Source organism: Microvirga sp. 2MCAF35 (assembly GCF_052115545.1).
Lineage (GTDB): Bacteria > Pseudomonadota > Alphaproteobacteria > Rhizobiales > Beijerinckiaceae > Microvirga.
Map to the genome: position 1 here is coordinate 142,125 of NZ_JBFRGW010000003.1, position 23,434 is coordinate 165,558.

General features: G+C 63.8%; 26 protein-coding genes. 13 read left to right on the plus strand and 13 right to left on the minus strand.

Annotated elements, in window-relative coordinates; translation table 11 throughout:
* Positions 1-20: 20 nt before the first annotated feature.
* Positions 21-899, minus strand: coding sequence for a CAF17-like 4Fe-4S cluster assembly/insertion protein YgfZ (gene ygfZ, locus AB4097_RS02705; protein ID WP_442037001.1), 879 nt, complete (start codon positions 897-899; stop codon positions 21-23).
* A 74-nt stretch (positions 900-973) separates the two neighbouring features.
* Here ygfZ and AB4097_RS02710 point away from each other — a divergent pair, with 74 nt between their 5' ends.
* Positions 974-2,308: a dihydroorotase gene (locus AB4097_RS02710; RefSeq protein ID WP_442037002.1), complete on the plus strand. Its 1,335-nt coding sequence runs from the start codon at positions 974-976 to the stop codon at positions 2,306-2,308.
* A 210-nt stretch (positions 2,309-2,518) separates the two neighbouring features.
* On the opposite strand, the gene AB4097_RS02715 is transcribed toward AB4097_RS02710, so the two are convergent.
* The 5 genes from AB4097_RS02715 to AB4097_RS02735 form a co-directional block, all read right to left on the minus strand.
* Positions 2,519-2,845 carry a GIY-YIG nuclease family protein gene (locus AB4097_RS02715; RefSeq protein WP_442037004.1) on the minus strand — a complete coding sequence of 109 codons (327 nt, stop codon included), beginning with the start codon at positions 2,843-2,845 and terminating at the stop codon, positions 2,519-2,521.
* 231 nt (positions 2,846-3,076) lie between these two features.
* The gene (locus AB4097_RS02720) at positions 3,077-3,340 is read right to left on the minus strand and encodes a hypothetical protein (RefSeq protein WP_442037005.1); all 264 of its coding nucleotides are present in this window, start codon (positions 3,338-3,340) and stop codon (positions 3,077-3,079) included.
* Between the two features lie 386 nt (positions 3,341-3,726).
* Positions 3,727-4,317 (minus strand): TIGR02301 family protein, encoded by a 591-nt coding sequence (locus tag AB4097_RS02725; protein WP_442037007.1) that lies wholly within the window; start codon positions 4,315-4,317, stop codon positions 3,727-3,729.
* Positions 4,314-4,757 carry an NUDIX hydrolase gene (locus AB4097_RS02730; protein WP_442037009.1) on the minus strand — a complete coding sequence of 148 codons (444 nt, stop codon included), beginning with the start codon at positions 4,755-4,757 and terminating at the stop codon, positions 4,314-4,316. Before AB4097_RS02730 ends, AB4097_RS02725 begins: the two co-directional genes overlap by 4 nt.
* Positions 4,754-5,887: a citrate synthase family protein gene (locus AB4097_RS02735; protein WP_442037011.1), complete on the minus strand. Its 1,134-nt coding sequence runs from the start codon at positions 5,885-5,887 to the stop codon at positions 4,754-4,756. Before AB4097_RS02735 ends, AB4097_RS02730 begins: the two co-directional genes overlap by 4 nt.
* A 75-nt stretch (positions 5,888-5,962) precedes the next feature.
* Between AB4097_RS02735 and AB4097_RS02740 the strand changes: the two genes are divergently transcribed.
* A complete protein-coding gene (locus tag AB4097_RS02740) occupies positions 5,963-7,030 on the plus strand; it encodes a citrate synthase/methylcitrate synthase (RefSeq protein WP_442037013.1) in 1,068 nt (355 codons plus the stop codon).
* 360 nt (positions 7,031-7,390) lie between these two features.
* Positions 7,391-9,373, plus strand: a complete 1,983-nt coding sequence (locus AB4097_RS02745; RefSeq protein WP_442037015.1) for an acyltransferase family protein — start codon at positions 7,391-7,393, stop codon at positions 9,371-9,373.
* 161 nt (positions 9,374-9,534) lie between these two features.
* On the opposite strand, the gene AB4097_RS02750 is transcribed toward AB4097_RS02745, so the two are convergent.
* The 3 genes from AB4097_RS02750 to pdxH all read right to left on the minus strand — a co-directional run bounded on the left by AB4097_RS02750 (position 9,535) and on the right by pdxH (position 11,498).
* Positions 9,535-9,930: a hypothetical protein gene (locus AB4097_RS02750; protein ID WP_442037017.1), complete on the minus strand. Its 396-nt coding sequence runs from the start codon at positions 9,928-9,930 to the stop codon at positions 9,535-9,537.
* A gap of 131 nt (positions 9,931-10,061) precedes the next feature.
* Positions 10,062-10,784: an SDR family NAD(P)-dependent oxidoreductase gene (locus AB4097_RS02755; protein WP_442037077.1), complete on the minus strand. Its 723-nt coding sequence runs from the start codon at positions 10,782-10,784 to the stop codon at positions 10,062-10,064.
* Between the two features lie 105 nt (positions 10,785-10,889).
* Complete coding sequence (gene pdxH / locus AB4097_RS02760) at positions 10,890-11,498, minus strand: pyridoxamine 5'-phosphate oxidase (RefSeq protein WP_442037019.1); 609 nt, start codon at positions 11,496-11,498, stop codon at positions 10,890-10,892.
* A 98-nt stretch (positions 11,499-11,596) separates the two neighbouring features.
* On the opposite strand from pdxH, the gene AB4097_RS02765 reads away from it, so the two are divergent.
* The 4 genes from AB4097_RS02765 (at position 11,597) to AB4097_RS02780 (ending at position 14,826) form a co-directional block, all read left to right on the plus strand.
* Positions 11,597-12,022, plus strand: a complete 426-nt coding sequence (locus AB4097_RS02765; protein ID WP_442037021.1) for an RT0821/Lpp0805 family surface protein — start codon at positions 11,597-11,599, stop codon at positions 12,020-12,022.
* 105 nt (positions 12,023-12,127) lie between these two features.
* Positions 12,128-13,075 carry a DnaJ C-terminal domain-containing protein gene (locus tag AB4097_RS02770; protein WP_442037023.1) on the plus strand — a complete coding sequence of 316 codons (948 nt, stop codon included), beginning with the start codon at positions 12,128-12,130 and terminating at the stop codon, positions 13,073-13,075.
* Between the two features lie 308 nt (positions 13,076-13,383).
* Positions 13,384-14,208 carry an enoyl-ACP reductase FabI gene (fabI, locus tag AB4097_RS02775; RefSeq protein WP_009764813.1) on the plus strand — a complete coding sequence of 275 codons (825 nt, stop codon included), beginning with the start codon at positions 13,384-13,386 and terminating at the stop codon, positions 14,206-14,208.
* Positions 14,209-14,232: 24 nt separating this feature from the next.
* Positions 14,233-14,826 carry a histidine phosphatase family protein gene (locus AB4097_RS02780; RefSeq protein ID WP_442037025.1) on the plus strand — a complete coding sequence of 198 codons (594 nt, stop codon included), beginning with the start codon at positions 14,233-14,235 and terminating at the stop codon, positions 14,824-14,826.
* A gap of 64 nt (positions 14,827-14,890) precedes the next feature.
* Here AB4097_RS02780 and AB4097_RS02785 read toward each other — a convergent pair whose 3' ends face one another.
* Positions 14,891-15,529: a tetratricopeptide repeat protein gene (locus AB4097_RS02785; RefSeq protein WP_442037027.1), complete on the minus strand. Its 639-nt coding sequence runs from the start codon at positions 15,527-15,529 to the stop codon at positions 14,891-14,893.
* A 119-nt stretch (positions 15,530-15,648) separates the two neighbouring features.
* On the opposite strand from AB4097_RS02785, the gene AB4097_RS02790 reads away from it, so the two are divergent.
* Both AB4097_RS02790 and AB4097_RS02795 read left to right on the plus strand, forming a co-directional pair.
* On the plus strand, positions 15,649-16,068 hold the full coding sequence (locus AB4097_RS02790; RefSeq protein WP_442037029.1) for a hypothetical protein: 420 nt from the start codon (positions 15,649-15,651) through the stop codon (positions 16,066-16,068).
* A gap of 712 nt (positions 16,069-16,780) precedes the next feature.
* Positions 16,781-17,173, plus strand: a complete 393-nt coding sequence (locus tag AB4097_RS02795) for a hypothetical protein (RefSeq protein ID WP_442037031.1) — start codon at positions 16,781-16,783, stop codon at positions 17,171-17,173.
* 87 nt (positions 17,174-17,260) lie between these two features.
* On the opposite strand, the gene AB4097_RS02800 is transcribed toward AB4097_RS02795, so the two are convergent.
* Complete coding sequence (locus tag AB4097_RS02800) at positions 17,261-17,572, minus strand: antibiotic biosynthesis monooxygenase family protein (RefSeq protein ID WP_442037033.1); 312 nt, start codon at positions 17,570-17,572, stop codon at positions 17,261-17,263.
* 95 nt (positions 17,573-17,667) lie between these two features.
* Here AB4097_RS02800 and AB4097_RS02805 point away from each other — a divergent pair, with 95 nt between their 5' ends.
* From AB4097_RS02805 to ribB, 3 genes are all read left to right on the plus strand, one after another.
* Positions 17,668-18,546 carry a LysR substrate-binding domain-containing protein gene (locus tag AB4097_RS02805; RefSeq protein WP_442037035.1) on the plus strand — a complete coding sequence of 293 codons (879 nt, stop codon included), beginning with the start codon at positions 17,668-17,670 and terminating at the stop codon, positions 18,544-18,546.
* A 48-nt stretch (positions 18,547-18,594) separates the two neighbouring features.
* Positions 18,595-19,710 (plus strand): chorismate synthase, encoded by a 1,116-nt coding sequence (gene aroC / locus AB4097_RS02810; RefSeq protein ID WP_442037037.1) that lies wholly within the window; start codon positions 18,595-18,597, stop codon positions 19,708-19,710.
* Between the two features lie 288 nt (positions 19,711-19,998).
* A complete protein-coding gene (gene ribB / locus AB4097_RS02815) occupies positions 19,999-21,288 on the plus strand; it encodes a 3,4-dihydroxy-2-butanone-4-phosphate synthase (RefSeq protein ID WP_442037039.1) in 1,290 nt (429 codons plus the stop codon).
* Positions 21,289-21,425: 137 nt separating this feature from the next.
* Here ribB and AB4097_RS02820 read toward each other — a convergent pair whose 3' ends face one another.
* On the minus strand, positions 21,426-22,367 hold the full coding sequence (locus AB4097_RS02820) for a histone deacetylase family protein (protein WP_442037041.1): 942 nt from the start codon (positions 22,365-22,367) through the stop codon (positions 21,426-21,428).
* Positions 22,368-22,562: 195 nt separating this feature from the next.
* Here AB4097_RS02820 and AB4097_RS02825 point away from each other — a divergent pair, with 195 nt between their 5' ends.
* Positions 22,563-23,150, plus strand: coding sequence for a L,D-transpeptidase (locus AB4097_RS02825; RefSeq protein ID WP_442037043.1), 588 nt, complete (start codon positions 22,563-22,565; stop codon positions 23,148-23,150).
* Positions 23,151-23,217: 67 nt separating this feature from the next.
* Here the strand turns inward: AB4097_RS02825 and AB4097_RS02830 are convergent, their stop codons facing one another.
* A complete protein-coding gene (locus AB4097_RS02830) occupies positions 23,218-23,406 on the minus strand; it encodes a hypothetical protein (protein WP_442037045.1) in 189 nt (62 codons plus the stop codon).
* Between the last annotated feature and the right edge of the window lie 28 nt (positions 23,407-23,434).

Genomic DNA, 23,434 nt, shown 5'->3' on the forward strand with positions numbered 1-23,434 from the left:
TCCGCAAGCTTGGCCAAAACTTAAGGCCGGAGCTCCGCTTCGCCCGGAAACGGGAAGCGGATCCAGTCGGGCTTTTCGAGCGTCACGGGAATGCCCCCGGCCCGGATGGTCTCGCCGGCCGCAACCGCGTCCGCCGCGCGGTCGAGGCGGATCATCAGGAGCCCTCGGCCTTCCGCGCCCGTGCCGGTCTGGCCCAAGGTCTTCCCCCCGGCCGTCACCTCGACGCCCACATCCGCCGCGAACCCGCCTTCATAGACGGCCGGCACGATCCGGGTGCGGGCCGTGCCCCGGTGCTGCATGCGCGAGACGACCTCCTGGCCCACGTAGCAGCCCTTGTCGAAGTCGACCCCATGGAGCTGGTCCATCAGGGCCTCGTGCGGGAAGGCATCGCCGAACAGGAAATCGCGCCCGCCCTCCGGCACGCCCAGCGCGATGCGATGGGCGAGATAGGCTCCCGCCGGGTCCCGGCCGAATTCCGCCGCGTCCTGGGCCGCCACGATGGCCCGCCAGCCGAGCTCGGGCAGGCGAGGGTCCTCGACCACGAAGCCGGCTTCGTCCTCCGGCCGCGGCGCGTTCCAGCCGGCGATGACGGCAAGAGATTCGGACAGGTCCTCCACCGCCACCTTCGCCCGCAGCTTGTAGAAGCCCAGGCGCTTGGCGAGGTCGGGGGCGAAGACCTTGAGCACGTCGAGGTAATAGGCCCCGCCGATCTCCGCCGGAGCCTGGAAGACGAGGAAATCGAACAGGATCTTGCCCTGCGGCGTCAGGAGAGCGCCGAGGCGCGCGGCGTGCGGGGACACGCGGTCCAGGTCGCAGGTGATGAGGTTGTCGAGAAAACTCTTGGCGTCCTCGCCCGAAACCCTTACCACGCCCCGGTCGGCCAGATGGACTGACGGCATGTGCCCGCTCTCCTTGCACTGATACGAGCGTGACATATGCCCGTTCCGCAGCGGCCTCAAGGGATGAGATTGCCATGCCCCAAACCTTCGACCTGATGCTCAAAGGCGGCGTCGTCGTGAATCACGACGGACGTGTCGAGCGCGACATCGGCGTGCGCGATGGGCGGATCGCCGCCATCGGCGACTTGTCCCGGGCCTCCGCCGCGCGGGAGATCGACTGCCGGGGGCTGCACATCCTGCCGGGCGTCATCGACACCCAGGTGCATTTCCGCGAGCCGGGCCTGGACCACAAGGAAGACCTCGAATCGGGCTCCCGTTCCGCCGTGATGGGCGGCGTCACGGCCGTGTTCGAGATGCCCAATACCGATCCGCAGACCACGACGCCGGAGGCGCTCGCCGACAAGGTGCGGCGCGGCCATCACCGCATGCATTGCGACTTCGCCTTCTGGGTCGGTGGCACTCATGAGAATGCCGCCGACGTGCCGGAGCTGGAGCGCCTGCCGGGTGCCGCCGGCATCAAGGTGTTCATGGGCTCGTCGACCGGCTCGCTGCTGGTGGAGGACGACGAGGGCATCGCCAGAATCCTGAGCCGCACCCGCCGCCGCGCGGCCTTCCACTCCGAGGACGAGGCGATGCTGCGTGAGCGGAAGGGTCTGCGCGTCGAAGGCGATCCGCGCTCGCATCCCATCTGGCGCTCGGCCGAGGTGGCGCTCGCCTGCACACAGCGTCTCGTGCGCATTTCCCGGGAGACGGGCGCACGCATCCACGTGCTGCACATCACCACGGCCGAGGAGATGGCGCTCCTGAAGAACCATAAGGACCTCGTCACGGTCGAGGTCACGCCGCATCATCTGACGCTGGTGGGGCCGGAGGATTACGAGCGCCTCGGCACCTATATCCAGATGAACCCGCCCGTACGCGACGAATTGCATCGCGCCGCTCTCTGGCAGGGATTGGACGAAGGCATCGCCGACGTTCTCGGCTCCGACCACGCACCGCATACGCGCGAGGAGAAGGACAAGACCTATCCGAACACGCCCTCCGGGATGACCGGCGTGCAGACGCTCGTGCCCATCATGCTCGACCACGTGAATGCGAGCAGGCTCACGCTGGAGCGCTTCGTCGATCTCACGAGCGCCGGCCCCAAGCGCCTCTTCGGCATCGCCAACAAGGGCCGCATCGCCGTGGGCTACGATGCCGATTTCACCGTGGTCGATTTGAAGCGCACCGAGACGATCACCAACGACTGGATCGCCTCTAAATGCGGCTGGACGCCCTATGACGGCAAGCAGGTCACCGGATGGCCCATCGGCACCGTCGTGCGCGGCAACGTGGTGATGTGGGACGGCTCGCTGGAAGCGCCGTCGCAGGGCGAGGTGGTGCGGTTCGAGGAGACGGTGGGCGGGTAATAAGCGACAGGGGCCGTCTCTGAGAGCAGCTTGAAGCGTCGCGGCTTCATTCTGAAGATCCGGCTTATGTTTATATTCACGTAGCCCTCATCCTGAGGAGCGGAGCGTCTCGAAGGACGAGGGCGTTTCCCGTGCACTCTGGATCCTCCTTCGAGATGGATTGCTGCGCAATCCTCCTCAGGATGAGGTTGAGGTTACAGGAATGGGCTTCTAGTTCTCGATGGGCGTACTCGCAGGGCTGCGACCCGATCGATAGCTCTTCGACAATCCTGGAAGAGCGTCGAAATCTCCTCTTATCAGAGCTTCCTTCTTTGCTCTCGACCAGCCCTTGACTTGTCTTTCGTATGCAATCGCCTCGATGATGCTGGCAAAGTGCGTTGAGTAAACAAGGACAACAGGCCGTCGCTTCGCTGTGTAGCCGCCAAACGTGCCTTGGTTGTGTTGGCTGAGGCGCGCTTCCAGATCCTCCGACCGGCTTGTGCCGACGTAGTAGCTGCCATCAGCGCAACGAAGAATATAGAACCAGCAGCCATCCATTCTTCGGCCCTATACAGCATCGCCACGGCCTCATCCTGAGAGGCAGGCTCACAACGCACCGACCTCATCCTGAGGAGCAGCGGAGCTGCGTCTCGAAGGATCATCCAGCACGCCCTGGAGACGCCCTCGTCCTTCGAGACGGTCACAGAAGTGACCTCCTCAGGATGAGGGCTTCAGGAAAGCCGAGCGTGAGACAGTTACCTGGGATGAGGTTACCTCTTCCAAGTGCCCTCAATGCTTCAGCGCGCCCACCATGGAGAAGGCTCCGCTGCGGATCTTGTCGGCGAGCGACGTGGCGTATTCCGCAACGGCATCCTCGCCATAGGTGGCGACGAGTTCGGTGAAGGCCGCGAAGAGGGCGGCCTGCGCCATGCAGTCGCCGTCGAGCCCGTCGAGCTCGGCCTCGGCGAAGGCCTCGGTCACATAGCTCAGGGCCGCCTGCTTGAGGGCGCTGAGTTCGGGCAGCTCGTCGAGAGGGACGTTGTTGTCGTTCATGATCCAGGCCCCTTTGAGGGGCGGCGCGCGAGTTCGGTTGAACCATTTCTAGACGTCGCGCCGACCCACCGCCAGCATCACCTTGCAAGGAGGTTAACGCGAGAGGGGATTTCCCGAAAAATGTGGATAAGAGGCGTCGGTGCAACACTCATGTCTGCGTGCCGGTCTCACCTGTGCTCCTCCACCGGAGGATGGCTCATCACCCTCTCGCCTCATCCTGAGGAGCCGCTGCAAGCGGCGTCTCGAAGGAGTATCCAGAGAGCACTGGAAGCGCTCTGATCCTTCGAGACGGTCACTACGTGACCTCCTCAGGATGAGGGCTCAGGTTCGTGCCGCCTTCTGAGCCAGACTTCCCGACTGAAATCTCTGAACGAATTCTTCGTGCATCACCCGCCGTAGCGGCCGGTGATGTTGCGGGCGAGGTGCTCGCCTTCGCTCAGGAACCGGACGGACGCTTCCTGGGCCGACGGGGTGCAGACCCGGTAGGTGAGGGCATAGGCCTGGTAGCCCTTGTTGTAGGCCCCGGCGAGGCGCTCGCGCCGGCCCGGCGTCGTCCCTTCCGCATCGAGAAGAACCTGCATCCGGCGGCCCCACTCGGGGGCGTCGGGCGCGCTGCAGAGGGGGCGCAGCATGGCGAGCGACCCCATGATCTCGGCAAGTCGCAGCAATTCCTTTTCGTAAGGTGCCGGCGGCGGCTCGGCCGCCGGAGCGGGTTCCGCCTGCTGCTGGGGCTGAGCGGCCGGCTTCTGCGTCTGCTGCGGCTGGGGACGCCGCTGCTGTTGCGGCTGCTGCTGGCGGTATTGCGGCTGCGATTGCGGCGAAGGCCGATATTGCTGCTGCGGGGCAGGCTGGCCCGGCTGCGGCCGTGGCGGAATGCCGAACAGCCGTTCGAAGAAGCTTTGAGCCTGTGCGGGCTGCGCCGTCGCCAGCAGCAGGGCGGGAAGGGCGAGCAGGAGGCCGGAGCGCTTCACGCTCATGAGGCCTCGCCCGCGAGCCTGAAGGCCTGCTCCAGAATCCCCGTGAGGCCTGCCGTCATCGGCAGATCGGCGATGTCCCGTTCCGTGACCCAACGGATTTCCTTTGCTTCCGGACCTGTCTGGGGTTCGCCCGAAACCCAGCGGGCTGCATGGGCGGCGATGACGACGTGATGCTTTATATGGCCTTTCTCGTCCCTTTCAATGAATTCGACCGGGGCGATCAGACCGATAAGCTTGGCCTCAACCCCGACCTCCTCGCGAAGTTCCCTCAAGGCGGCTTCTCCCAGGGTCTCGCCCGTCTCGACCATGCCCCCGGGCAGCGAGAACAGGCCCTCGCTCGGCGGCTTGCCTCGTGCGGCGAGCAGGATGCGCCCGTCCCGGATCACCGCCACGGAGGCGGCGAGGATCGGGCGGGCGGGATAGAGGCGGTCGGAGGTCATGGGGAAGGCTTCTGGGACGGGAGTTCATCAGCCGCCACGTAGCGGGCCCGCGGCCGGATCAGGGCCGCCTGGCCGCGCTGCTCGATGGCATGGGCGAGCCATCCGGCCGTGCGACCGATGGCGAAGATCGTAAACGCCGCCCCGGCCGGCAGTCCATAGGCCCGCTCCATCATGACGAGAGCCACGTCGATGCCGGGGCTGCCGCCGGAAGCCTCGGCCAAAATCTTCAGGGTCGTGGCGTCCGAGGCCAGCAGCGGCACGTTTCCCAGAAGGGCCTCGGCTCTGGGGTCGCCGTCAGGATAGAGGCGGTGCCGGAAGCCGGGACGGGGAACTCTCGCAGGATCGTCCAGGAAGGCCCTGACCCGCTCCGTCATGCCGCCATGATAGGGGCCGCTCAAGGCGACGACGCCCGCGATCACCGCATGGCGCAGGGATGCCCCCGTCGAAGCCGTGACCCGGACGGCGAAGGTCGACGAGCTGAGTTCGTGGTCGCCACAGAGCACGAGAGCGCGCCGGATGGCGTCGGTCGCCTGCGGGGAAGCCTTCCAGGCAAGGGCCAGGTGCCGATGAATGGGCGCGGTCCCCGGGTCGCCGCCGCTGGCTGCGGCGGTCATCAGGCGCAGGATCGCGGCGACTTCCGCGCCACGGGTTTCCTTCGGGACAGGCTCCGAGAGAAGGCGAACCGCCTGCGCGACAAAGTCATGGAGGCTGAAGGTCGGGCCAGGCAGCGCAACAGGGATCCGGGAGGGATCAAGGAAGGCGTCGTCGCTCAAGACGCCGATCAGCAGTCGAGCGGCATCTTCGAGAGTAGCAGTCCGGGCGAGGGCGATAGCATCCTGCCCGCGATAGAAGAGGCGGCCATCCCGGATTTGGGTGATGCTCGTCTCCAGCACGGGCAAGCCCCAGTCGAGGGCAGTCGCTGCCGCCGCCGTGGGGCGGCGGAAGCGCGCCTTGCGCTCCACCAGCGTCTCCACGTCCTCGACGGCATAGAGCCGCTGACGGGGATCGTGCGGCGACGAGAACGAGCGGATCAGGCCCCGGCTCACATAGGCGTAGAGGCTCGCCCGGCTGACGCCGAGGCGGGACGAGGCTTCGTCGGCAGATGCGAGATCGAGGGATGCGGCGTCCATATGTTGATATGTTGATTCAAGATTGACGATTGCGCAAGGCCGGCGTGAAGCTCCCTGCGACACAGGAGAAGGTTCATGAGCATCGGACTTGACGACGTCGTGGCGGCGGAGACCGCCCTCAGCCATGTGGACGGCGAGGCGGGACGCCTGATCATCTGCGGACACGATCTGGAGGAGCTTGCAGGCCGTGTAACGTTCGAGGACGTGGTGGCCATGCTGTGGAGCGGCCTCGTTGGGGATGTCGCCGATCCTCGCGCGGTTATCGGCAAGGCACGGGTCAGGGCCTACGGGCATCTGGCTCCGCTCGCACGACAACTGACCGGACTCACCCCCGTCGAAGGGATGCGGCTGCTGCTCTCGAGCCTGCCCGATGCGGAGGAGGATCATCCGGCCCTCGCGGTCGGAGCCGCCGGGGTGGCGGCCGCCATGGCGGTGCGTGGGGCTCAGGGACTCGCGCCGGTGGAGCCCGATGCCTCGGCAGGCCATGCGGCCGATATCCTGCGCATGATGCGCGACGCGCCCGCGGCGGCCGACGAGGCGCAGGGGCTCGACACCTATCTCGTGACGGTGATCGATCACGGGCTCAATGCCTCGACCTTCACGGCGCGCGTCGTCGCCTCGACCCAGGCCGGCATCCTGTCCGCGGTCGTGGCGGGGCTCTGCGCCCTGAAGGGGCCGCTCCATGGCGGAGCGCCCGGTCCCGTCCTCGACATGCTGGATGCGATCGGCTCCGTCGAGAACGCGGAAGCCTGGCTCGACGACGCCATGACCCGGGGCGAGCGCCTCATGGGCTTCGGCCATCGCATCTACCGGGTGCGCGACCCGCGGGCGGATGTCCTCATGGCCGCCGTCGGGCGGCTGAAGGGACGCGACAACCGCATCGCCTTCGCCGAGGCCGTGGAGGTGACGGCCCTGAAGGTGCTGGAGCGCCGCAAGCCCGGTCGCCGGCTCGACACCAATGTGGAGTTCTATACGGCCATCCTGCTCGATGCCCTCGGTGTCCCGCGCGAGGGCTTCACACCCCTCTTCGCCGCAGGCCGTACGGCGGGCTGGGTAGCCCATGCCGTCGAGCAGACCCGCACCGGCCGCATCATCCGGCCCCAGTCGCGCTACGTCGGAGCATGGCCCGCCGAGGCGGCTTGATGGGTTCCCAGAGCGTCTTTGGATCCGGGACAACCTAGCGCATCGTGCGGAAAAGTGGATCCGGTTTTCCCGCTCCGAACGATGCGCCGTTTAACGAGTAGAGCATCGGCAATGGCTCGATGATCTTCACCGTGATCCGTTTACGAGTCCGAACCAGGCGGCTTTGCCATAAAATCGCTTCCTGGATGGCGGAGGATGATGCTGAACGGATCGGACACGGCGCCGCGCATGAGCCTTTGCCCTCAGCGGGCCTTGGGTCGTTGCCGGGCGGCGGCGAGTGGCGGCTCTTGATCGGTTGAGAACCTGAGAATCGGCTTGCGGGACTTGGTCCAGTCCCTTGGCCGCCGGAGCGGGGCTCCCATGCATCATGCCCGCGATCGCATCGTCAAAGAGGTTCAGGGACTCCGGGCCATCGCGGTCCTGTCCGTCCTGATCTATCACCTATGGCCGAAGATCCTTCCAGGTGGGTATGTCGGCGTCGACGTGTTCTTCGTGATCTCCGGTTTTCTGATCACAGGGTCGCTTGTCAAGGAGTTCGAAACTCAGGGACGGATCGGCATCCTCGGATTCTATGCCCGCCGCATACGGCGGCTGCTTCCCGCAGCGACGCTCGTCTCCGTGGCGGTCATGCTGTCCATCCCTCTTTTCCCGAGGAGCTACTGGGACGAAACCGTCATCAGCATCGTGGCAAGCGTCGCCTATGTCCAGAATTGGTTTCTGGCTGCGCAGGCCGTGGACTACCTGGCCGGCGACGTTAAGGGGCCGATGAACCATTTTTGGTCCCTCTCGGTCGAAGAGCAGTATTATATCGTCTGGCCTCTGATCCTTGCTGCCGTTGCAGCAATGGCCGGTCGAATTGGCCTCGCCCCCCGACGCCTGTTCGGATGGATCATTGCCGGCATCGTCGGTGTGTCACTCGCCTGGTCCATGGTCTTCACACCGCTTGATCCTGGGGTGGCCTATTTCGCGACCACCACCCGGGTCTGGGAACTGGCGCTCGGCGGAGCTCTCGCCCTCGTCTTCACCAAGAATGCGCTCACCGATTTCCAGCGTGCAATCGTTGGGCTGCTGGGGATCGCCGGCATCATGGCCGCCTGTTTGGCCTATGATGAAAGCACCCTTTTTCCCGGTTATTCCGCGCTTCTTCCGACCGTCGCTGCGGCTGCCGTCATTGTCTCGAGCGGATCGCTGACGTCGTGGTCTGCGCGCCGACTTTTGAGTTCGCAACCATTCCAGTATCTCGGCGATATCTCGTATTCCCTCTACCTCTGGCATTGGCCACTGATCGTCGTTTATGGCGAGGTTACCGGCCGTGTCATCGGGCTTGCCGATGGTGTCATTCTCCTCGTGGTGTCGTGCGGCGTTGCGCATCTGAGCAAGGTCCATGTCGAGGATCGTTTTCGAACGCCATCTATGTCCATCGGACGCACCATTGCCGCCAGCGTCACCTGCATCGCAGCGACGCTTCTACTGGGTGCAAGCTATCTCGACAGGAGCGGACTGGCTACACAAGCTTCAGGCCAGAGCAGGCGCGGAGCGCTGGCGATGACCGATCCTCAGTACGATTGGCGGAACGAGGATATCGGCAGCGTGATCCCCAGGCCGGAGAAGGTCAGAAAGGATGTGGCGGCGATCTACTCAAGCACGAAAGGATGCCACCAGGACGAACGGGAAACAGAGGTCCTAGCCTGCGCTTATGGAGATCCGAACGCCAAGCGAAAGATCGTCATGATCGGAGATTCTCATGCCGGGCATTTCTATCCGGCCTTTGAGGAGTTGGCGCGCAAAGGATCGATCTACTTCCAGGGCCTGTCCAAATCGGCATGCCTGTTTTCGCTGGAAGCGTTCTACCATCCGACCTTCAAGCGCCTCTATACCGAGTGCCTCGAATGGTCGAAAAACGTCATCGCCTGGTTGGAAAGGGAGCGGCCCGATCTCGTCCTGATCTCGCAATCTCCCCTTTATCCCGAAACGACCAGCCCGGGAATTGTGCAAGCCTGGTCGCGTCTGCTCGCGATGGGGTTGGACGTCCGATTTGTCCGCCCGACACCCTGGCTCGACTTCGATCCCGACAAATGTCTCATCAATCACAGGAACTGGAGCATCGATTGCGCGCCAAAGCGGGACGTCGCCTTCAAACCGGATCTTCCTGGGACGACCGCCAGTCAACTGAAATTGTCCATCCTGGATATCACGAGCTACCTGTGCGACCGGGAGCGGTGTCCGGTCGTGGTCGGCGGCATCATCGTCTACCGGGATCGGCACCACTTGACCGCGACTTTTGCCAGGAGCCTCAGTGGCGCATTCGAGAAGGAACTGTCTCTCGGCATCCAAGTGAACTAGCGCATCGGACGGAAAAGTGGACCCGGTATTCGCTGACGCGGCCCTGCGGGTCCGCTCCATCCGATGCGCCAGCCAAGAGAAAAAGCATCGGATGGATCCCAAAAGTGCAAATCCACTTTTGGGTCCGATGCTGTAGCTCCACCAAGTCGAAGCATCCTTCGTCAGGGCTCCTCCGGACGCCGCGCCAGACATGGATCGAGGACGATGAAATCCGGGTTCGGGCGGCTGTAGCCGCCCGCAACGGTCACGATCTCGCCGACCTTCATGTCGTTGGTCTGGTAGGTGACGCAGAGAACCTTCGGTTCGGACCCGGTGCCGCACAGGCCGAGATAGGCCAGCGTGCCGTCGAAATGCACGAGGGCTAGGGGCCCCGTCACGCTGAAGTCGATCCGGGTCTCTCCGGTTTCGCGATCCTTGGTCAGTTCCCGGACCTCATGGCATTGCGCCCTGTAGGAGGGCTGCATGTCCGGGTCGGCGAAGGGATTTTTCTCAGGCTCTTCCTGGCTGCGCACGGGCTGGATCGAGCCGACGACCAGCACGGCCATGAACGCTTGCATGAGGCTTCGTGCCGCGTGCGAACGAGGCATTGTCACAGGCCTAAAGCATCGGACGCACATCCAATGCTTTAAGATTTCGGTTGCTCGCATCTTTGCACGCAAAACCGGTTTCCGCTTTTTCGTTCGATGCTCTAGACGTGCTGGCCGCCGTTGATGTGGAGTTCCGCGCCGGTCACGTAAGAGCTCGCATCCGTGCAGAGGAAATAGATCGCCTTGGCGACCTCGTCCGGCGTGCCGAGGCGGCGCATCGGCAATTGCTCGACGATCTTCTCCGTGCCGGGGGACAGGATCGAGGTGTCGATCTCGCCGGGAGAGATGGCGTTCACGCGCACGCCCAACGGTCCGAAATCGGCCGCCATCTCGCGGGTCAGCGCGGCAAGCGCCGCCTTGGACGTGGCGTAGGCCGCGCCCGCGAAGGGATGGACGCGCGAACCCGCGATGGAGGTTACGTTCACCACCGAGCCCTTGGCCTTCGTGAGCTCGTCCTGCAGGCCGCGGGCCAGCATGATCGAGGCGAAGAAGTTCACCTGGAACACGCGCAGCCAATCGTCGTGGGTCGTGTGGATGGCGTCGAGCCGCGAGCCGCCGTCTCCCTTGGGGGAGATGCCCGCGTTGTTCACCAGCGCGTGGAGGCAGCCGCCCTCGGCGGCGAGCCGATCCTTCACCTCGGCGATGGCGCGGCGGGTATCCTCCGCATCGGCGAGATCGACCTGAAGGTGGTCCTCCGGCCCCATCTCCCAGGGGCAGTTCTCCGGAAAGCCGTGCCGCGAGCAGGTGATGACCCGCCATCCGGCCGCGGAGAAGCGCTTGACGGTCGCATGCCCGATCCCCCGGCTGGCACCGGTGAGCAGCATGATGCGGCGGGAATTGCTGGGCGAAGCGGACATCTGGGTTCTCTTGTGAGAGGGGGCAGACCCTTATCCCGGTTCGGGATCAGGGTCTACGGCACCATGCGCATATCACGGATAGAGCCGAACCTTGCGCCAGCCGTCGCCCTGGCGGGTGAACACGACCCGGTCGTGGAGGCGGAAAGGCTTGTCCTGCCAGAACTCGATGGACACCGGAGCGATGCGGAAGCCCGTCCAGTAGGGCGGGCGCGGCACCTCGCCGATGGCGTATTTGGCCGTGTTGAGCGCCACCGCCTTTTCCAGGGCGAAGCGGCTCTCCAGCGGGCGCGACTGCTGGCTCGCCCAGGCGCCGATGCGGCTGTCGCGGGCGCGGCTCTGGAAATAGGCGTCCGCTTCTTCGTCGGACACGAGCGTCACGGGCCCGCGGGCCCGCACCTGCCGGCGTAGGCTCTTCCAGTGCAGGACGAGTGCCGCCTTCTTCTGCCCCAGGAGCTCGCGGCCCTTGTTCGATTCCGTGTTGGTGTAGAACACGAAGCCGTTCTCGTCGAAGCTCTTCAGCAGCACCATGCGGACGTTCGGCAGCCCGGTCTCGTCGACGGTCGCCAGCGCCATGGCGTTGGGGTCGTTCGGCTCCGAGGCCTCGGCTTCCGCGAGCCAGCTCTTGAAGAGGTCGAAGGGCTCTTCCGATTCGGTGAAGTCACCGGTTGTTAACGGGTTCAATGGTTATCTCGTACTGTGACTTGAGGTTCTGGGGGATCCGACGCGTGACGTGGATCAATGCGCGCCGTTATAGATCAGATGTCGTCCGGAGCGAAGCCATGAAGCTGTTGGCCGTCGGCCTGGTGGCCCTGTCCACGAGCGCATGCAGCTTCTCCTTCGGCCTCTCGGCTCTCGACGACGAGGAGCCTAAATCCACCGGCGCCATCGCGGCCAAGGCGGATACCCTTTTATCCCCCGACCTCGACGTGGAGGATTGGCGCCGGGCCAAGGCGGCGCTCGCCGTCGCCCTCGATCCGCAGGGGGCGGGCACCCAGGTGTCGTGGGACAACCCCGCCACCACCATGAAAGGCACCTTCACGCCCATGGGCGCGCCTTTCGTGAAGAACGACGAGATCTGCCGCGCCTTCTCGGCCCATCTGAGCGGGCCTTCGGCCTCCTCCCTGCAGGGCACCGCCTGCCGGCCCTCCGGGGGCGACTGGGCGATCAAGGAGGTCAAGCCTCTCAAGGCGTCCGCCAAGGCCTAGCTCTTCGGGGCAAAGGCGTTGCAAAGGCGCAACACTTCGCCCATATGACCGTCAAATCCGTTGAGCGTTCAGGCTCCTCATTTCCGACGGTTCATGGAATCCACGATGCGAAACCCCTACGACGTTCTGGGCGTATCCCGCTCTGCGAGCGAAGCGGAGATCAAGAAGGCGTTCCGCAAGCTCGCCAAGACCTATCATCCCGACAGCAACAAGGACGACCCCAAGGCGAAGGACAAGTTCGCCGAGGCGAATTCCGCCTATGAGATCCTCGGCGATGCCGGAAAGCGCGCCCAGTTCGACCGGGGCGAGATCGACGCGGAGGGCAAGCCGCGCTTCCAGGGATTCGAAGGCTTCGGCGGCGGACGCGGCGGAGCGCGGCCCGAGGACTTTTCCGGGTTCAGCGGCTTCTCCGGATTTAGCGGTGGCGCCCGCCGTTCGAGCCGGAGCAATGCCGGCGCCGATTTCGGCGAGGACCTCTTCTCCCAGTTCTTCGCCGATGCCTTCCGCTCGGGCGGCGAGGCCCCGCGCCAGGGCCGCGCCCGCGCCCAGAAGGGCGAGGACGTGGCCGCCACCCTGACCGTGACCCTGGAGGAGGTGGCCCAGGAGGCCAAGAAGCGCATCAGGCTCTCGACCGGCCGCGACGTGGACGTGGTCATCCCCAAGGGCGTGAGCAACGGCCAGGTGATCCGCCTGCGCGGATTGGGGCAGGGCGCCCCCGGCATCGATCCCGGCGATGCGCTGCTCACCATCAATTTTGCTTCTCACGAGCGCTTCACGCCCGAGGGCTCCGACCTGCGCCTGCGCCTGCCGGTCGAGATCGAGGAGGCGATCCTCGGCGGCTCCGTGCGGGTGCCGACCCTGACCGGCTCGGTGGAGATGAAGATCCCGCCCATGACCAATTCCGGCCGCACCTTCCGCCTGCGCGGCAAGGGCCTGCCCACCAAGACCGGCCACGGCGACCTCTTCGTGACCACGGAGATCAGGCTGCCCGAGGTCGTCGACGAGGACCTGATGGAATACGCCCGCAAGCGCCGCTCGGCGAATGCGAAGTAGGGGCGGGGCACAAAGCGCTGCTGCCGAGCGTAGGCCTGGACGACGCTCTCGACGTCATGGCAGGGCCAGTCCCGGCCATCCCGATACGGTGAAGCGCCGCGCCTTTCCAATCGGGATCACCGCGACGAGCCCGGTGATGACGGAGGAGGGCGTCAAGGGGACGGCACGAGGCCGGTGATGACGTGGAGAGAATGTCTCAGGAATAGCCGGATCGCCTCAAGCTGTCTCAAGAGGTCTTCCCCCCCGCCGCCGTGTCGGCTAAAGAGGCCGTTCTTTCTTGACCTGTCCAGTGACGATCTAGGTGAATCATGGCGGAGACAAAGGCCACCGGCATTCTGGCCGGTAAGCGTGGCTTGGTGATGGGCGTGGCGAACAACCGTTCGATCGCCTGGGGCATTGCCCAGGCTGCCCGCCAGCACGGAGCGGAACTCGCCTTCACCTATCAGGGCGATGCCCTGAAGAAGCGCGTCGAGCCTCTCGCGAAGGAGCTCGATGCCCATGTGGTCGGCCATTGCGACGTGACGGACGGCGCCACCATCGACGCCGTGTTCGAGGAAGTGAAGCGCCTCTGGGGCTCCATCGACTTCGTGATCCACTGCATCGCCTTCTCGGACAAGGATGAGCTCACCGGCCGCTACGTCGAGACGTCGGAGGGCAACTTCACCAAGTCGCTCCTGATCTCCTGCTATTCCTTCACGGCCATCGCCCAGCGGGCCGAGAAGCTGATGAACGACGGCGGCTCGCTGCTGACGCTCACCTATTACGGCGCCGAGAAGTGGATGCCGCACTACAATGTCATGGGCGTGGCCAAGGCTGCGCTCGAGGCGTCGGTGCGCTATCTGGCGGCCGATCTCGGCCCCAAGAACATCCGCGTCAACGCCATCTCGGCGGGCCCGATCAAGACGCTCGCGGCCTCCGGCATCGGCGATTTCCGCTATATCCTGAAGTGGAACGAGTACAACTCGCCGCTGCGCCGCACGGTCACCATCGAGGAGGTCGGCGAAACGGCCGCCTACCTCGTGTCCGACATGTCCCGCGGCATGACCGGCGAGATCCTGCATGTGGATGCCGGCTATCACGTGGTCGGCATGAAGAACCCGGAAGCACCGGACCTCTCCCTCGACAAAGAGTAACGTCAGCGTATTGGAATTGAGACTGTGACCCCGTCCCGCCCCACGATCTACTTCATTCGCCATGGCGAGACGGACTGGAATCTGGAGGGCAGGCTCCAGGGCCAGAAGGACATTCCGCTCAATGATGTCGGGCGGGTCCAGGCCGAGGAGGCGGGGCGCAAGCTCCAGGCCCTCGTGCCGCATGTCGAGGACCTCGCCTATGTGGCGAGCCCCATGACCCGCACCCGCGAGACCATGGAGATCCTCCGTGAGACGCTCGGCCTGCACCCGGAAACCTACAAGCTCGACGAGCGTCTGGTCGAACTGACCTTCGGCTCCTGGGAGGGGCTGACCTGGAAGGAAGTCCGCAAGGCCGAGCCGTCGTTGGCCGCCCTGCGCGAGCAGGACAAGTGGCATTATGCGCCGCCCGGCGGGGGCGAGAGCTACGCCATGCTGGTCGACCGCGTCCGCCCGATCCTGGACGACCTCACCCGCGACACTGTGATCGTCGCCCATGGCGGCGTCGCCCGGGCTTTCCTGTCGATCTGCTGCGGGGTGAATCCCCGCCAGGCCGCCAGCATGGACATCTGGCAGGGCAGGGTGCTCGTGATCGAAGGGCGCAGCTACCGCTGGGTGTGACGGGCTAACTGGAGGCTTAGAGTCAGCCTGAACATTTTTATATATGTATGTGTGAGACGGAGGCTTATTGCGGCTTCAACATTGAATTGTTATTAGCCTTGGCCCTGTTAATTGCGGCAACGGCGGCTAGATTGTCCAAATGGTTAGTCAGAAGCGCAAGTTCTCGAGAAACTCTGTCGAGACCCTTCTTTATTGCTTCTGAATTCTCAGGGTCACTTAGCAATTCTTCGTTATACAGAGCCTCAGATTTTTTCAAAAATTCTAAGGCCTTTTGGTAGTCGACCTTATAATGCTGCCCATGAATATAGAAAGTGCTGAGGTTATAATAACCAGTAGGCTCGCCGTTGGTTGCAGAGAGCTCGAACCACCTAGCGGCCTCCTTGTAGTCTTTTGAGACTCCGAGGCCATATTGATATAGAAGGCCAATGTTATTCTGTGCTTTATTGTTCCCGAGATCGGCAGAGGCCCGCCACCACTTGAGGGCGGCTGCGTAGTCTCGCTCAACGCCTTTCCCTTCGAAGTACAGTCGCCCCAATATCAGCATTGCAATGCTGTCTGTGTTCTCGGCAGCCGATTGAGCAGCTGTAAAAGCTGCTTCATAATTACGCGCGATGTATTCGCGCCTAGCTTGGATGCCTGTTGCGTCTGCTTCGAAGGGAAGCAATAGCAATCCAAAAACACACAATATGTGAAAGTTGCGCATCGCCGCTGAGGTCCTCATCTCAATTTAGACTTGAGTTTATATATGTTACATAATTTCCATTCGCAGGGAAATCTAAATGGGGCTGAACAACCTTCGCCGCGCTCCTGCGTTATCAAGATATGCAATACATCTGCGATGCCCCGGGGGCGAAGACCTGGTTCCGGATCGAGACGGAAGGCGAGGCCGCGCTCGAATCCGACGCGATGAGCCATGCGGTCGAGAAGCACTTTCGCAATGCCTGGGAGGCTGCGGCGAAAAGCTACCATTCGGCCTCCAGCCCCTTCATCGAACGCAATATCGGCCTGAAGGCTCACGTGCAGCGCGTGATGCCGCTGTTTCTGACCCTGAGGGACGCGGAAGGCAAGACCCTCGTCACGGTGATGCTGCCGCCGGAGGGCCGCCGCGACCCGGGCTTCAGGATCATCATCGTCGGTCCCGCGAACCGTGACCCCTATCCGGACCACGAGGAGGCCATCGCGGCCCTGGGCCACCATTACGGTCTCACCCTCAACCGTGCGGATTGCTATCCCTACCGGTGAACGGTCCAGTTCCATCCTCTCCACTGTCATGGCCGGCCTTGTGCCGGCCATCCCGCTGCTGTGAAGCGCCGCGCCTCAACCCATCGGGATCACCGGCACGAGGCCGCTGATGACGGCGAGGAGGCGATGAGCGAATGTTATGTTCTCACTTTGTTCTTGACAGCTCGTGCAGCCTTGGCTATATCGTTGCACAGCCTGATCCGACGAGGGGCGCGCTTCGCGAGGCGTCGCAAGTTGTGGGAGCAGGCACGGTCCTGCCCGCCGGTCACGCAGCCGGTGGCAGGAGGCCCTTGGCAGCCCTGTGCTGGTCCAAGTTTAAACGCCTAAAAGAACCGTGCGCGAGGAGCCGTCGGGTTCTTCACTTAACTCACACCGAGCCGGACGCCTTCTCGCGCCCTCCCTCGATCCCTGACAGGCTCGCAGCGCAAGCTGCGGGCCCCAAGGTGCTGGCTCTTTGACAGACCCATAGAGACCGAACCGGATAGCGCGCCCTAGAGCATCGTGCGGAAAAGTGGCCCCGGTTTTCCGCGACAACGATGCTCTCATTCATAGAGGAAGCATCGGATTCGATCCCAAAAGTGCAAATCCACTTTTGGGTCCGATGCTTTAGCCACTGCTGCGTGCATGATCACAGCTTTTTTGCCGCTGCCGTTGAGCTTGTCCAAGGAATATGCTCTTAGTGGAAACTATATTGCATTTCCTGGAGTCTCCCATGAATCATACGATTGCTCTCGCGGCGGGCTTGGCACTGCTGACATCTTCCGCATCCGCCGAAACCATCGAGCGGACCGTCAGGGCCAACACGATTTCGGCGATCGGCGGCTTTCTCGGCTATGAGGTGAATACCTGCTACCCCTCGGTTATCCCCGACGTGAAGGTGCGCCAAGCGCCCGCCAACGGCTCCATCCAGATCCGCCCGCACGAGCAGGCCCTGGGGAAGGACTCGCAGTGCCCGGGCAGGAAGGTGAGCGGCCTCGCCTATGTCTATACGCCGAAGAAGGGTTTTAAGGGGATGGACGAAGTGGTGCTCGACATTCCCTGGAGCTGGAACGACCTCGGCCAGCAGACGCTGATGACCTATACCTATAAGATCCGCGTGGAGTGACGCCGGACGGGCGGCTGTCGATCTGGGATCGGGAATAGATCAAGTGGCGGCCTGAATGGCGCGCGACGCAGAGGCGCTTCAACCTCTTCAGGCACTTGCCTCATCAGTAAAGCTGCCCTCGCGGATAAGGCTGCAGATTTGCACCTTGTATTCCGCATAGAATTCTTTGCGCCCGCGCCTTTTGGCCGCCACATGGCGCTGATCGCGAGCCCAAACTCGAAGGGCTTCTTCAGACTCGTACTCGACAATCGTTACCCGTTCTCCGTCTTCGGCCAGGAACGACTTATGGGCAATGTAGCCAGGCACTTCCCTGGCTACGGCAGCCACGGCCTGCGCCTCATTCTTGTAAGCCGCCTCTATGCCTTCCTTAAGACGATTGCGGAACACGGCAACGATCATGGTCAATCTCCTCGGAATCCTAGGAAGGAGAGTTGCTCCGGCCAATCGATCTTGTAAAATAATAATATTAGATTATATCGTTCTTTAAGTGAGATATGGAACTTTCCGACCTGCGCATCTTTCGAGCTGTCGTTCAGCGAGGCGGCATCACATCAGCGGCCAAGCAGCTGAACCGTGTCCAGTCCAACGTAACCACTCGAATCCAAAATCTCGAAGAAGCTCTTGGCGTTCTGCTCTTCATACGGGAAGGCAAGAGACTTCAGCTATCGTCCGCAGGCCGGGTTCTTCTGGATTATGCGGAGCAGATTCTCGCTTTGGTAGAGCAGACGAGGTTGGCCGTCCACGAAGCCAAACCCTTCGGCTTGCTGCGACTTGGGACGATGGAGAGCACTGCTGCCGCACGGTTGCCGCGGCCGCTCTGCGAATATCATGAGCGCTATCCCGAGGTCTCGATCGAACTTCGGACAGGATCGCCGCGGGAGCAGATCGATCTCGTTCTTGGCGGGGAACTGGATGCGGCACTCATCGCCGACCCCGAGCGCGACGAACGCTTGAGCACCCTGCCGATCTTTGAGGAGGAATTGGTCCTCGTCGGCAATGCGAAGCATCCGCTCATCGCCTCACCGCTGGATGTGCAGCCTCGCACCGTGCTCATCTTTCACCCGGGCTGCCCTCATCGTTCTCGCCTTGAGGGCTGGTTCGGACGTGTTGATGCTCCCATTGAGCGGATGGTCGAACTGACCTCGTATCATGCCATGTTGGGCTGTGCCGCGGCCGGCATGGGAGTCGCCCTGATGCCATTGAGCGTGCTCCAGACCTATTCCGAGAGATCGAGCCTCAGCATTCATCCCATCCGCGAGACCGATTTCAATACGGCCACAACGTTTCTCATTTGGCGTCGGAACCGTGAGAATCCGGCCGTTGCACGTTTTGCAGAGGTCCTCCTGAAGCATTCCAACGCGGCTCGCGCGTGACACCGGGGCGCTTTGGTTTTAAGACGCCCTGAACATCGAAGAAGCACCATGTCCCACAACACCTTCGGCCACCTGTTCCGCGTCACCACCTTCGGCGAGAGCCATGGGCCTGCCCTCGGCTGCGTGGTGGATGGCTGCCCGCCGATGATCCCGCTCGAAGTCGCAGAAATTCAGGCGGAACTCGACCGCCGCCGTCCGGGGCAGTCGCGCTTCACCACCCAGCGCCAGGAGCCGGATCAGGTCAGGATCCTGTCCGGCGTGTTCATCGACGAGCGCACGGGCCAGCAGGTGACGACGGGAACGCCGATCGCGCTGCTGATCGAGAACGTGGACCAGCGCTCCAAGGATTACTCCGAGATCAAGAATTCCTACCGTCCGGGACACGCGGATTTCACCTACGACGTGAAATACGGCATCCGTGACTATCGCGGCGGCGGGCGCTCCTCGGCCCGCGAAACGGCGGCCCGCGTGGCGGCTGGCGCCATCGCCCGCAAGGTGCTGCCCGGTGTCACCATCCGCGGCGCGCTCGTGCAGATGGGGCCGCATGCCATCGACCGCGGCAACTGGGATTGGGCCGAGGTGGCGCGCAATCCGTTCTTCTGCCCGGACGCGAAGGCGGCCCAGTTCTACGAGGAATATCTCGACGGCCTGCGCAAGGACGGCTCCTCCATCGGTGCCGTTCTGGAGATCGTGGCCGAGGGCGTGCCGGCGGGCCTCGGCGCGCCGATCTACGGCAAGCTCGATTCCGACCTCGCCTCGGCCCTGATGTCGATCAACGCGGTCAAGGGCGTGGAGATCGGCGACGGTTTTGCGGCCGCAAGCCTGCGCGGCGAGGAGAATGCCGACGAGATGCGCCCCGGCAACCAGGGGGCGCCGACCTTCCTGTCGAATCATGCCGGCGGCGTGCTCGGCGGCATCTCCACCGGCCAGCCCGTGGTGTGCCGTTTCGCCGTGAAGCCGACCTCCTCGATCCTCACGCCCCGTTCGAGCGTCACCCGCACGGGCGGCGAAGCCGAGGTGCGGACCAAGGGCCGTCACGACCCCTGCGTCGGCATCCGGGCGGTGCCGGTGGGCGAGGCAATGGTCGCCTGCGTCCTGGCCGATCACCTCTTGCGCCATCGGGGGCAGGTGGGGCAGGGCGCCTCCTGGCCATTCGAGGCCTGAGGCCCTTCCCGCCACCATAGCCTCATCCTGAGAGACTGGCTCATCATGGGCTTGCGGGGTGTTCCCTGCCACAAGGGAGGAGAGCCCTTGGCTCACCATTCGGCTCTCCCTGAGCCCTCATCCTGAGGAGCGAAGCGTCTCGAAGGATCAGGGCATCTTCAGGGCCCTCTGGATCCTCCTTCGAGACGCCGCTGCGCGGCTCCTCAGGATGAGGGCTGCGCGAGCGCGCAAACCTAAGTTTGCAAATTTTAGTTTTACTAAAATCTGCTCCTCGGCTAAGCCAGCCCCATGAAACTGGCCGAATGGTTGTCCCGCAATGGCGTGTCGCGCGTCGCGTTCGCGCGCCGGATCGGCGTGACTCCCGGGGCCATCACCCAGATGTGCAATTCCGATCAGGCCTGGATTTCCCGCGACACTGCCGAATTGATCGCCCGTGAAACCCGAGGGGCGGTCACGCCCAACGATTTTCTGCCCGAATCCGCCAAGGAGACATGGATGTCCCACTCCGTTACCGAAGCCATCGAGGCTTTCGCCCGTGGTGAAATCGTCATCGTGACCGACGACGACGACCGCGAGAACGAGGGCGACCTGATCGTCGCCGCCTCCCTCTGCACGCCGGAGAAGATGGCCTTCATCATCCGCAACACCTGCGGCATCGTCTGCGCGCCGCTCACCGTGTCCGAGGCCCGCCGCCTGCGGCTCGACCCGATGGTGCAGTCGAACGACGCGCCGCTGGGCACGGCGTTCACCGTCACCGTGGACGTCAAGCACGGGCTGACCACCGGCATCTCCGCCGAGCAACGCTCGAATACGGTGCGGGCGCTCGCCAACAACAACATGGGCGCGGCCGATTTCGTGCGTCCCGGCCACGTCTTCCCGTTGATCGCCAAGGACGGCGGCGTCCTCATGCGCTCCGGCCATACCGAGGCGGCGGTCGATCTGTGCAAGCTCGCCAACCTGCCGCCGGTCGGCGTGATCTGCGAACTCGCCAACGACGACGGCACGGTCATGAAGGGCGCGCAGATCGACGCCTTCGCCGAGAAGCACGCGCTCAAGCGCATCTCGGTCGCCGATCTCATCGCCTACCGCCAAGCGCGGGAAAAGCTCGTTGAGCGAATCGCCACCTTCCCGGTCGAGACGCAATGGGGCTCTTTCACGGGTTATGCCTATTCGACGCCGTTCGACAGCGTGCAGCACATCGCGCTCGTCCACGGCCGCATCGGTGACGGCACGAACATTCCCGTGCGCCTTCACCGCGCCAATGCGCTGACCGATGTGTTCGAGGGCGGCAAGACGGTGAATGCGGCCTTGCAGCGCTTCGTGAAGGAGGGGCGGGGCGTCCTCGTCTACCTGCGCGACGGCACCGCCGGCGTGCCGACGACCTCGTTCTCCGACAGCGACGAGGCGGGCTCGGAGGCCATGCGCTCCAGCCAGTGGCGCGAGATCGGCCTCGGCGCGCAGATCCTGCGGGATCTGGGCGTCGCGTCGATCCGCAACCTCGCGACGTCGAGCCGGTCCTATGTGGGGCTCAGCGGCTTCGGGATCGAGCTGCTCAGTGAAGAGCCGATCGAGTGTTGAGGTCCTGGGCTGCTTGAAACCCTTACGTCATCACCGGCCTCGTGCCGGTGATCCCGACGAGAAAAGCCCGGAGCTTCAGGCAATCGAGATGGCCGGCACGAGGCCGGCCATGACGGCGGTGGCTCACGATCCCTCGCTCACACGCACGTCTCGCGCCCCATGAGGGCGTCGAGGTGGAAGGCCGTCGATCTCGCCAGGCCCTCGAGGTCGTAGCCTCCTTCCAGGACCGAGACGATCCGCTGGCCGCAATGGCGTTGGGCCAGATCCATCAGCTTCTGGGTGGCCCAGGCGAAGTCCGATTCCATCAGGTTCAGGCTGGCGAGGGGGTCGCGCCAATGGGCGTCGAAGCCCGCCGAGATGACGATCAGGTCCGGGCTGAAATCGTGGATCCGGGGCAGGATCGCAGTCTCGACTGCTTCCCGGAACGCCTCGCTGCCGTCGCCCGCATTGAGGGGCGCGTTGACGATGGTGCCGTGCTCGCCCGTCTCGGACAGGGCGCCGGTCCCGGGATACAGGGGGGCTTCGTGGGTCGAGCAATAGAGCACGCTGGCATCGGACCAGAAGATGTCCTGCGTGCCGTTGCCGTGATGGACGTCCCAGTCGAAGATCGCGACGCGCTCGGCGCCATGCCGCTTCTGGGCATGGCGGGCCGCGACGGCCGCGTTGTTGAAGAAGCAGAAGCCCATGGCCCGCGCGCGCTCGGCATGGTGGCCGGGCGGGCGCATGGCCACGAAGGCGTTGGTCGCCCGGCCGGACATGACCTCGTCGACCGCCAGCACCGCGCCGCCGGCACCCCGCAGGGCCGCCTCGAAAGTGCCGGGAGACATCACCGTGTCCTCGTCAATCCTGACTAACCCTTCTCGGGGGCTGATGTCCCGCAGCCGGACGATGTAGTCTTGCGGGTGAGCCAGAGTCAGGCTCTCCATCTCGGCCATCGGTGCCAGCTCGCGGACGAGCGAGGTGAACCGCTCCTTCTCCAGGGCGCGCTCGATGGCGCGGATGCGGTCGGGCCGTTCGGGATGCCCAATCGGTGTCTGGTGGTCGAGACTGGCCGGATGGGCGATGTAAAGCGTGGACATGTGCATTCTTGAGTAAGAGGCCGCCGGGAGTGTCGCAGCGTCACGAGCGGCTGTCTATGTTGTTGCGATGCAACACTCTTCGAGGCGGAGCCGTGCCATGGTGTGTTTCGATTCGACTTGGTGACCTTGGGGTCTATAACCCGGCTCAAACGGACCTCCGTCTTGGCCCGAGCTGAGCCTGCAGAGCTTTACACAATGCGCCTTTCCCGTCTGCCCCTTCTTTTGGCAATGATCACGGCCCTCGCCGGATGTAATTTCAAGGGCGTCCCTGACCCCCAGGTCTCGGCGCGCGACACCGAGTGGATGGCGCAGGTCCCGACGGCTGAGGACGATCCTCGTTTCGGCCGCTACATGATCGACGATCCCACGGGCGAGGCACCGGGGACGATCGTGGTCGACACCAAGGAGCGCCAGCTCTACTACGTGCAGTCCAACAAGAAGGCGATCCGCTACGGCGTTGCCGTCGGCGACGAGGCCTATGGCTGGACCGGCACGGCCACGATCGCCCGCAAGGCGGAATGGCCGGATTGGCATCCGCCGGCCGAGATGAAGGCGCGCTGGCCGCACGTGCAGTATACGAAGGGTGGTCCAGAAAATCCGCTCGGCGCGCGGGCCCTTTATCTTTACGAGGGCAACAAGGACACGCTCTATCGCATCCACGGCACCAATGAGCCGGAGAAAATCGGCCACGCGGTGTCGTCGGGCTGCATCCGGATGCGCAACATCGACGTGATCGATCTCTACAATCGCGTCGCCCTGAACACGAAGGTCGTCGTCCGATAAGGCGTGTGAGCCGGCCGGATATGAAAAGAGCGCCTCGAGGGCGCTCTTTTGGTTTCGGGATTGAAGTTTAGCCCAGCATGGCTTCCTTGCGTAGGATCGCGGGAAGCTCCGACGTCTTTGGAGGATCCTGCTGCTTCTTGGTGGCCTGGACCGCTGCCGCAAGGGCAGGCAAGGCCACGGCCTTGAAGGCCGGGATAGAGGTAGCGGTGTTCTGTTCGCCTGGTCGTACGTCGCGGTCTGAAACTGGCTGGGTCATGAATCCTCTCCGGAAATGGGGTTGTCTT

Coding starts and splice junctions, on each gene's coding strand:
- ygfZ (WP_442037001.1), bottom strand. CDS start 899: ATGCCGTCAGTCCATCTGGCCGACCGGGGCGTGGTAAGGGTTTCGGGC.
- AB4097_RS02710 (WP_442037002.1), top strand. CDS start 974: ATGCCCCAAACCTTCGACCTGATGCTCAAAGGCGGCGTCGTCGTGAAT.
- AB4097_RS02715 (WP_442037004.1), bottom strand. CDS start 2,845: ATGGATGGCTGCTGGTTCTATATTCTTCGTTGCGCTGATGGCAGCTAC.
- AB4097_RS02720 (WP_442037005.1), bottom strand. CDS start 3,340: ATGAACGACAACAACGTCCCTCTCGACGAGCTGCCCGAACTCAGCGCC.
- AB4097_RS02725 (WP_442037007.1), bottom strand. CDS start 4,317: ATGAGCGTGAAGCGCTCCGGCCTCCTGCTCGCCCTTCCCGCCCTGCTG.
- AB4097_RS02730 (WP_442037009.1), bottom strand. CDS start 4,757: ATGACCTCCGACCGCCTCTATCCCGCCCGCCCGATCCTCGCCGCCTCC.
- AB4097_RS02735 (WP_442037011.1), bottom strand. CDS start 5,887: ATGGACGCCGCATCCCTCGATCTCGCATCTGCCGACGAAGCCTCGTCC.
- AB4097_RS02740 (WP_442037013.1), top strand. CDS start 5,963: ATGAGCATCGGACTTGACGACGTCGTGGCGGCGGAGACCGCCCTCAGC.
- AB4097_RS02745 (WP_442037015.1), top strand. CDS start 7,391: ATGCATCATGCCCGCGATCGCATCGTCAAAGAGGTTCAGGGACTCCGG.
- AB4097_RS02750 (WP_442037017.1), bottom strand. CDS start 9,930: ATGCAAGCGTTCATGGCCGTGCTGGTCGTCGGCTCGATCCAGCCCGTG.
- AB4097_RS02755 (WP_442037077.1), bottom strand. CDS start 10,784: ATGCTGCTCACCGGTGCCAGCCGGGGGATCGGGCATGCGACCGTCAAG.
- AB4097_RS02765 (WP_442037021.1), top strand. CDS start 11,597: ATGAAGCTGTTGGCCGTCGGCCTGGTGGCCCTGTCCACGAGCGCATGC.
- AB4097_RS02770 (WP_442037023.1), top strand. CDS start 12,128: ATGCGAAACCCCTACGACGTTCTGGGCGTATCCCGCTCTGCGAGCGAA.
- fabI (WP_009764813.1), top strand. CDS start 13,384: ATGGCGGAGACAAAGGCCACCGGCATTCTGGCCGGTAAGCGTGGCTTG.
- AB4097_RS02785 (WP_442037027.1), bottom strand. CDS start 15,529: ATGCGCAACTTTCACATATTGTGTGTTTTTGGATTGCTATTGCTTCCC.
- AB4097_RS02790 (WP_442037029.1), top strand. CDS start 15,649: ATGCAATACATCTGCGATGCCCCGGGGGCGAAGACCTGGTTCCGGATC.
- AB4097_RS02795 (WP_442037031.1), top strand. CDS start 16,781: ATGAATCATACGATTGCTCTCGCGGCGGGCTTGGCACTGCTGACATCT.
- AB4097_RS02800 (WP_442037033.1), bottom strand. CDS start 17,572: ATGATCGTTGCCGTGTTCCGCAATCGTCTTAAGGAAGGCATAGAGGCG.
- AB4097_RS02805 (WP_442037035.1), top strand. CDS start 17,668: ATGGAACTTTCCGACCTGCGCATCTTTCGAGCTGTCGTTCAGCGAGGC.
- aroC (WP_442037037.1), top strand. CDS start 18,595: ATGTCCCACAACACCTTCGGCCACCTGTTCCGCGTCACCACCTTCGGC.
- ribB (WP_442037039.1), top strand. CDS start 19,999: ATGAAACTGGCCGAATGGTTGTCCCGCAATGGCGTGTCGCGCGTCGCG.
- AB4097_RS02820 (WP_442037041.1), bottom strand. CDS start 22,367: ATGTCCACGCTTTACATCGCCCATCCGGCCAGTCTCGACCACCAGACA.
- AB4097_RS02825 (WP_442037043.1), top strand. CDS start 22,563: ATGCGCCTTTCCCGTCTGCCCCTTCTTTTGGCAATGATCACGGCCCTC.
- AB4097_RS02830 (WP_442037045.1), bottom strand. CDS start 23,406: ATGACCCAGCCAGTTTCAGACCGCGACGTACGACCAGGCGAACAGAAC.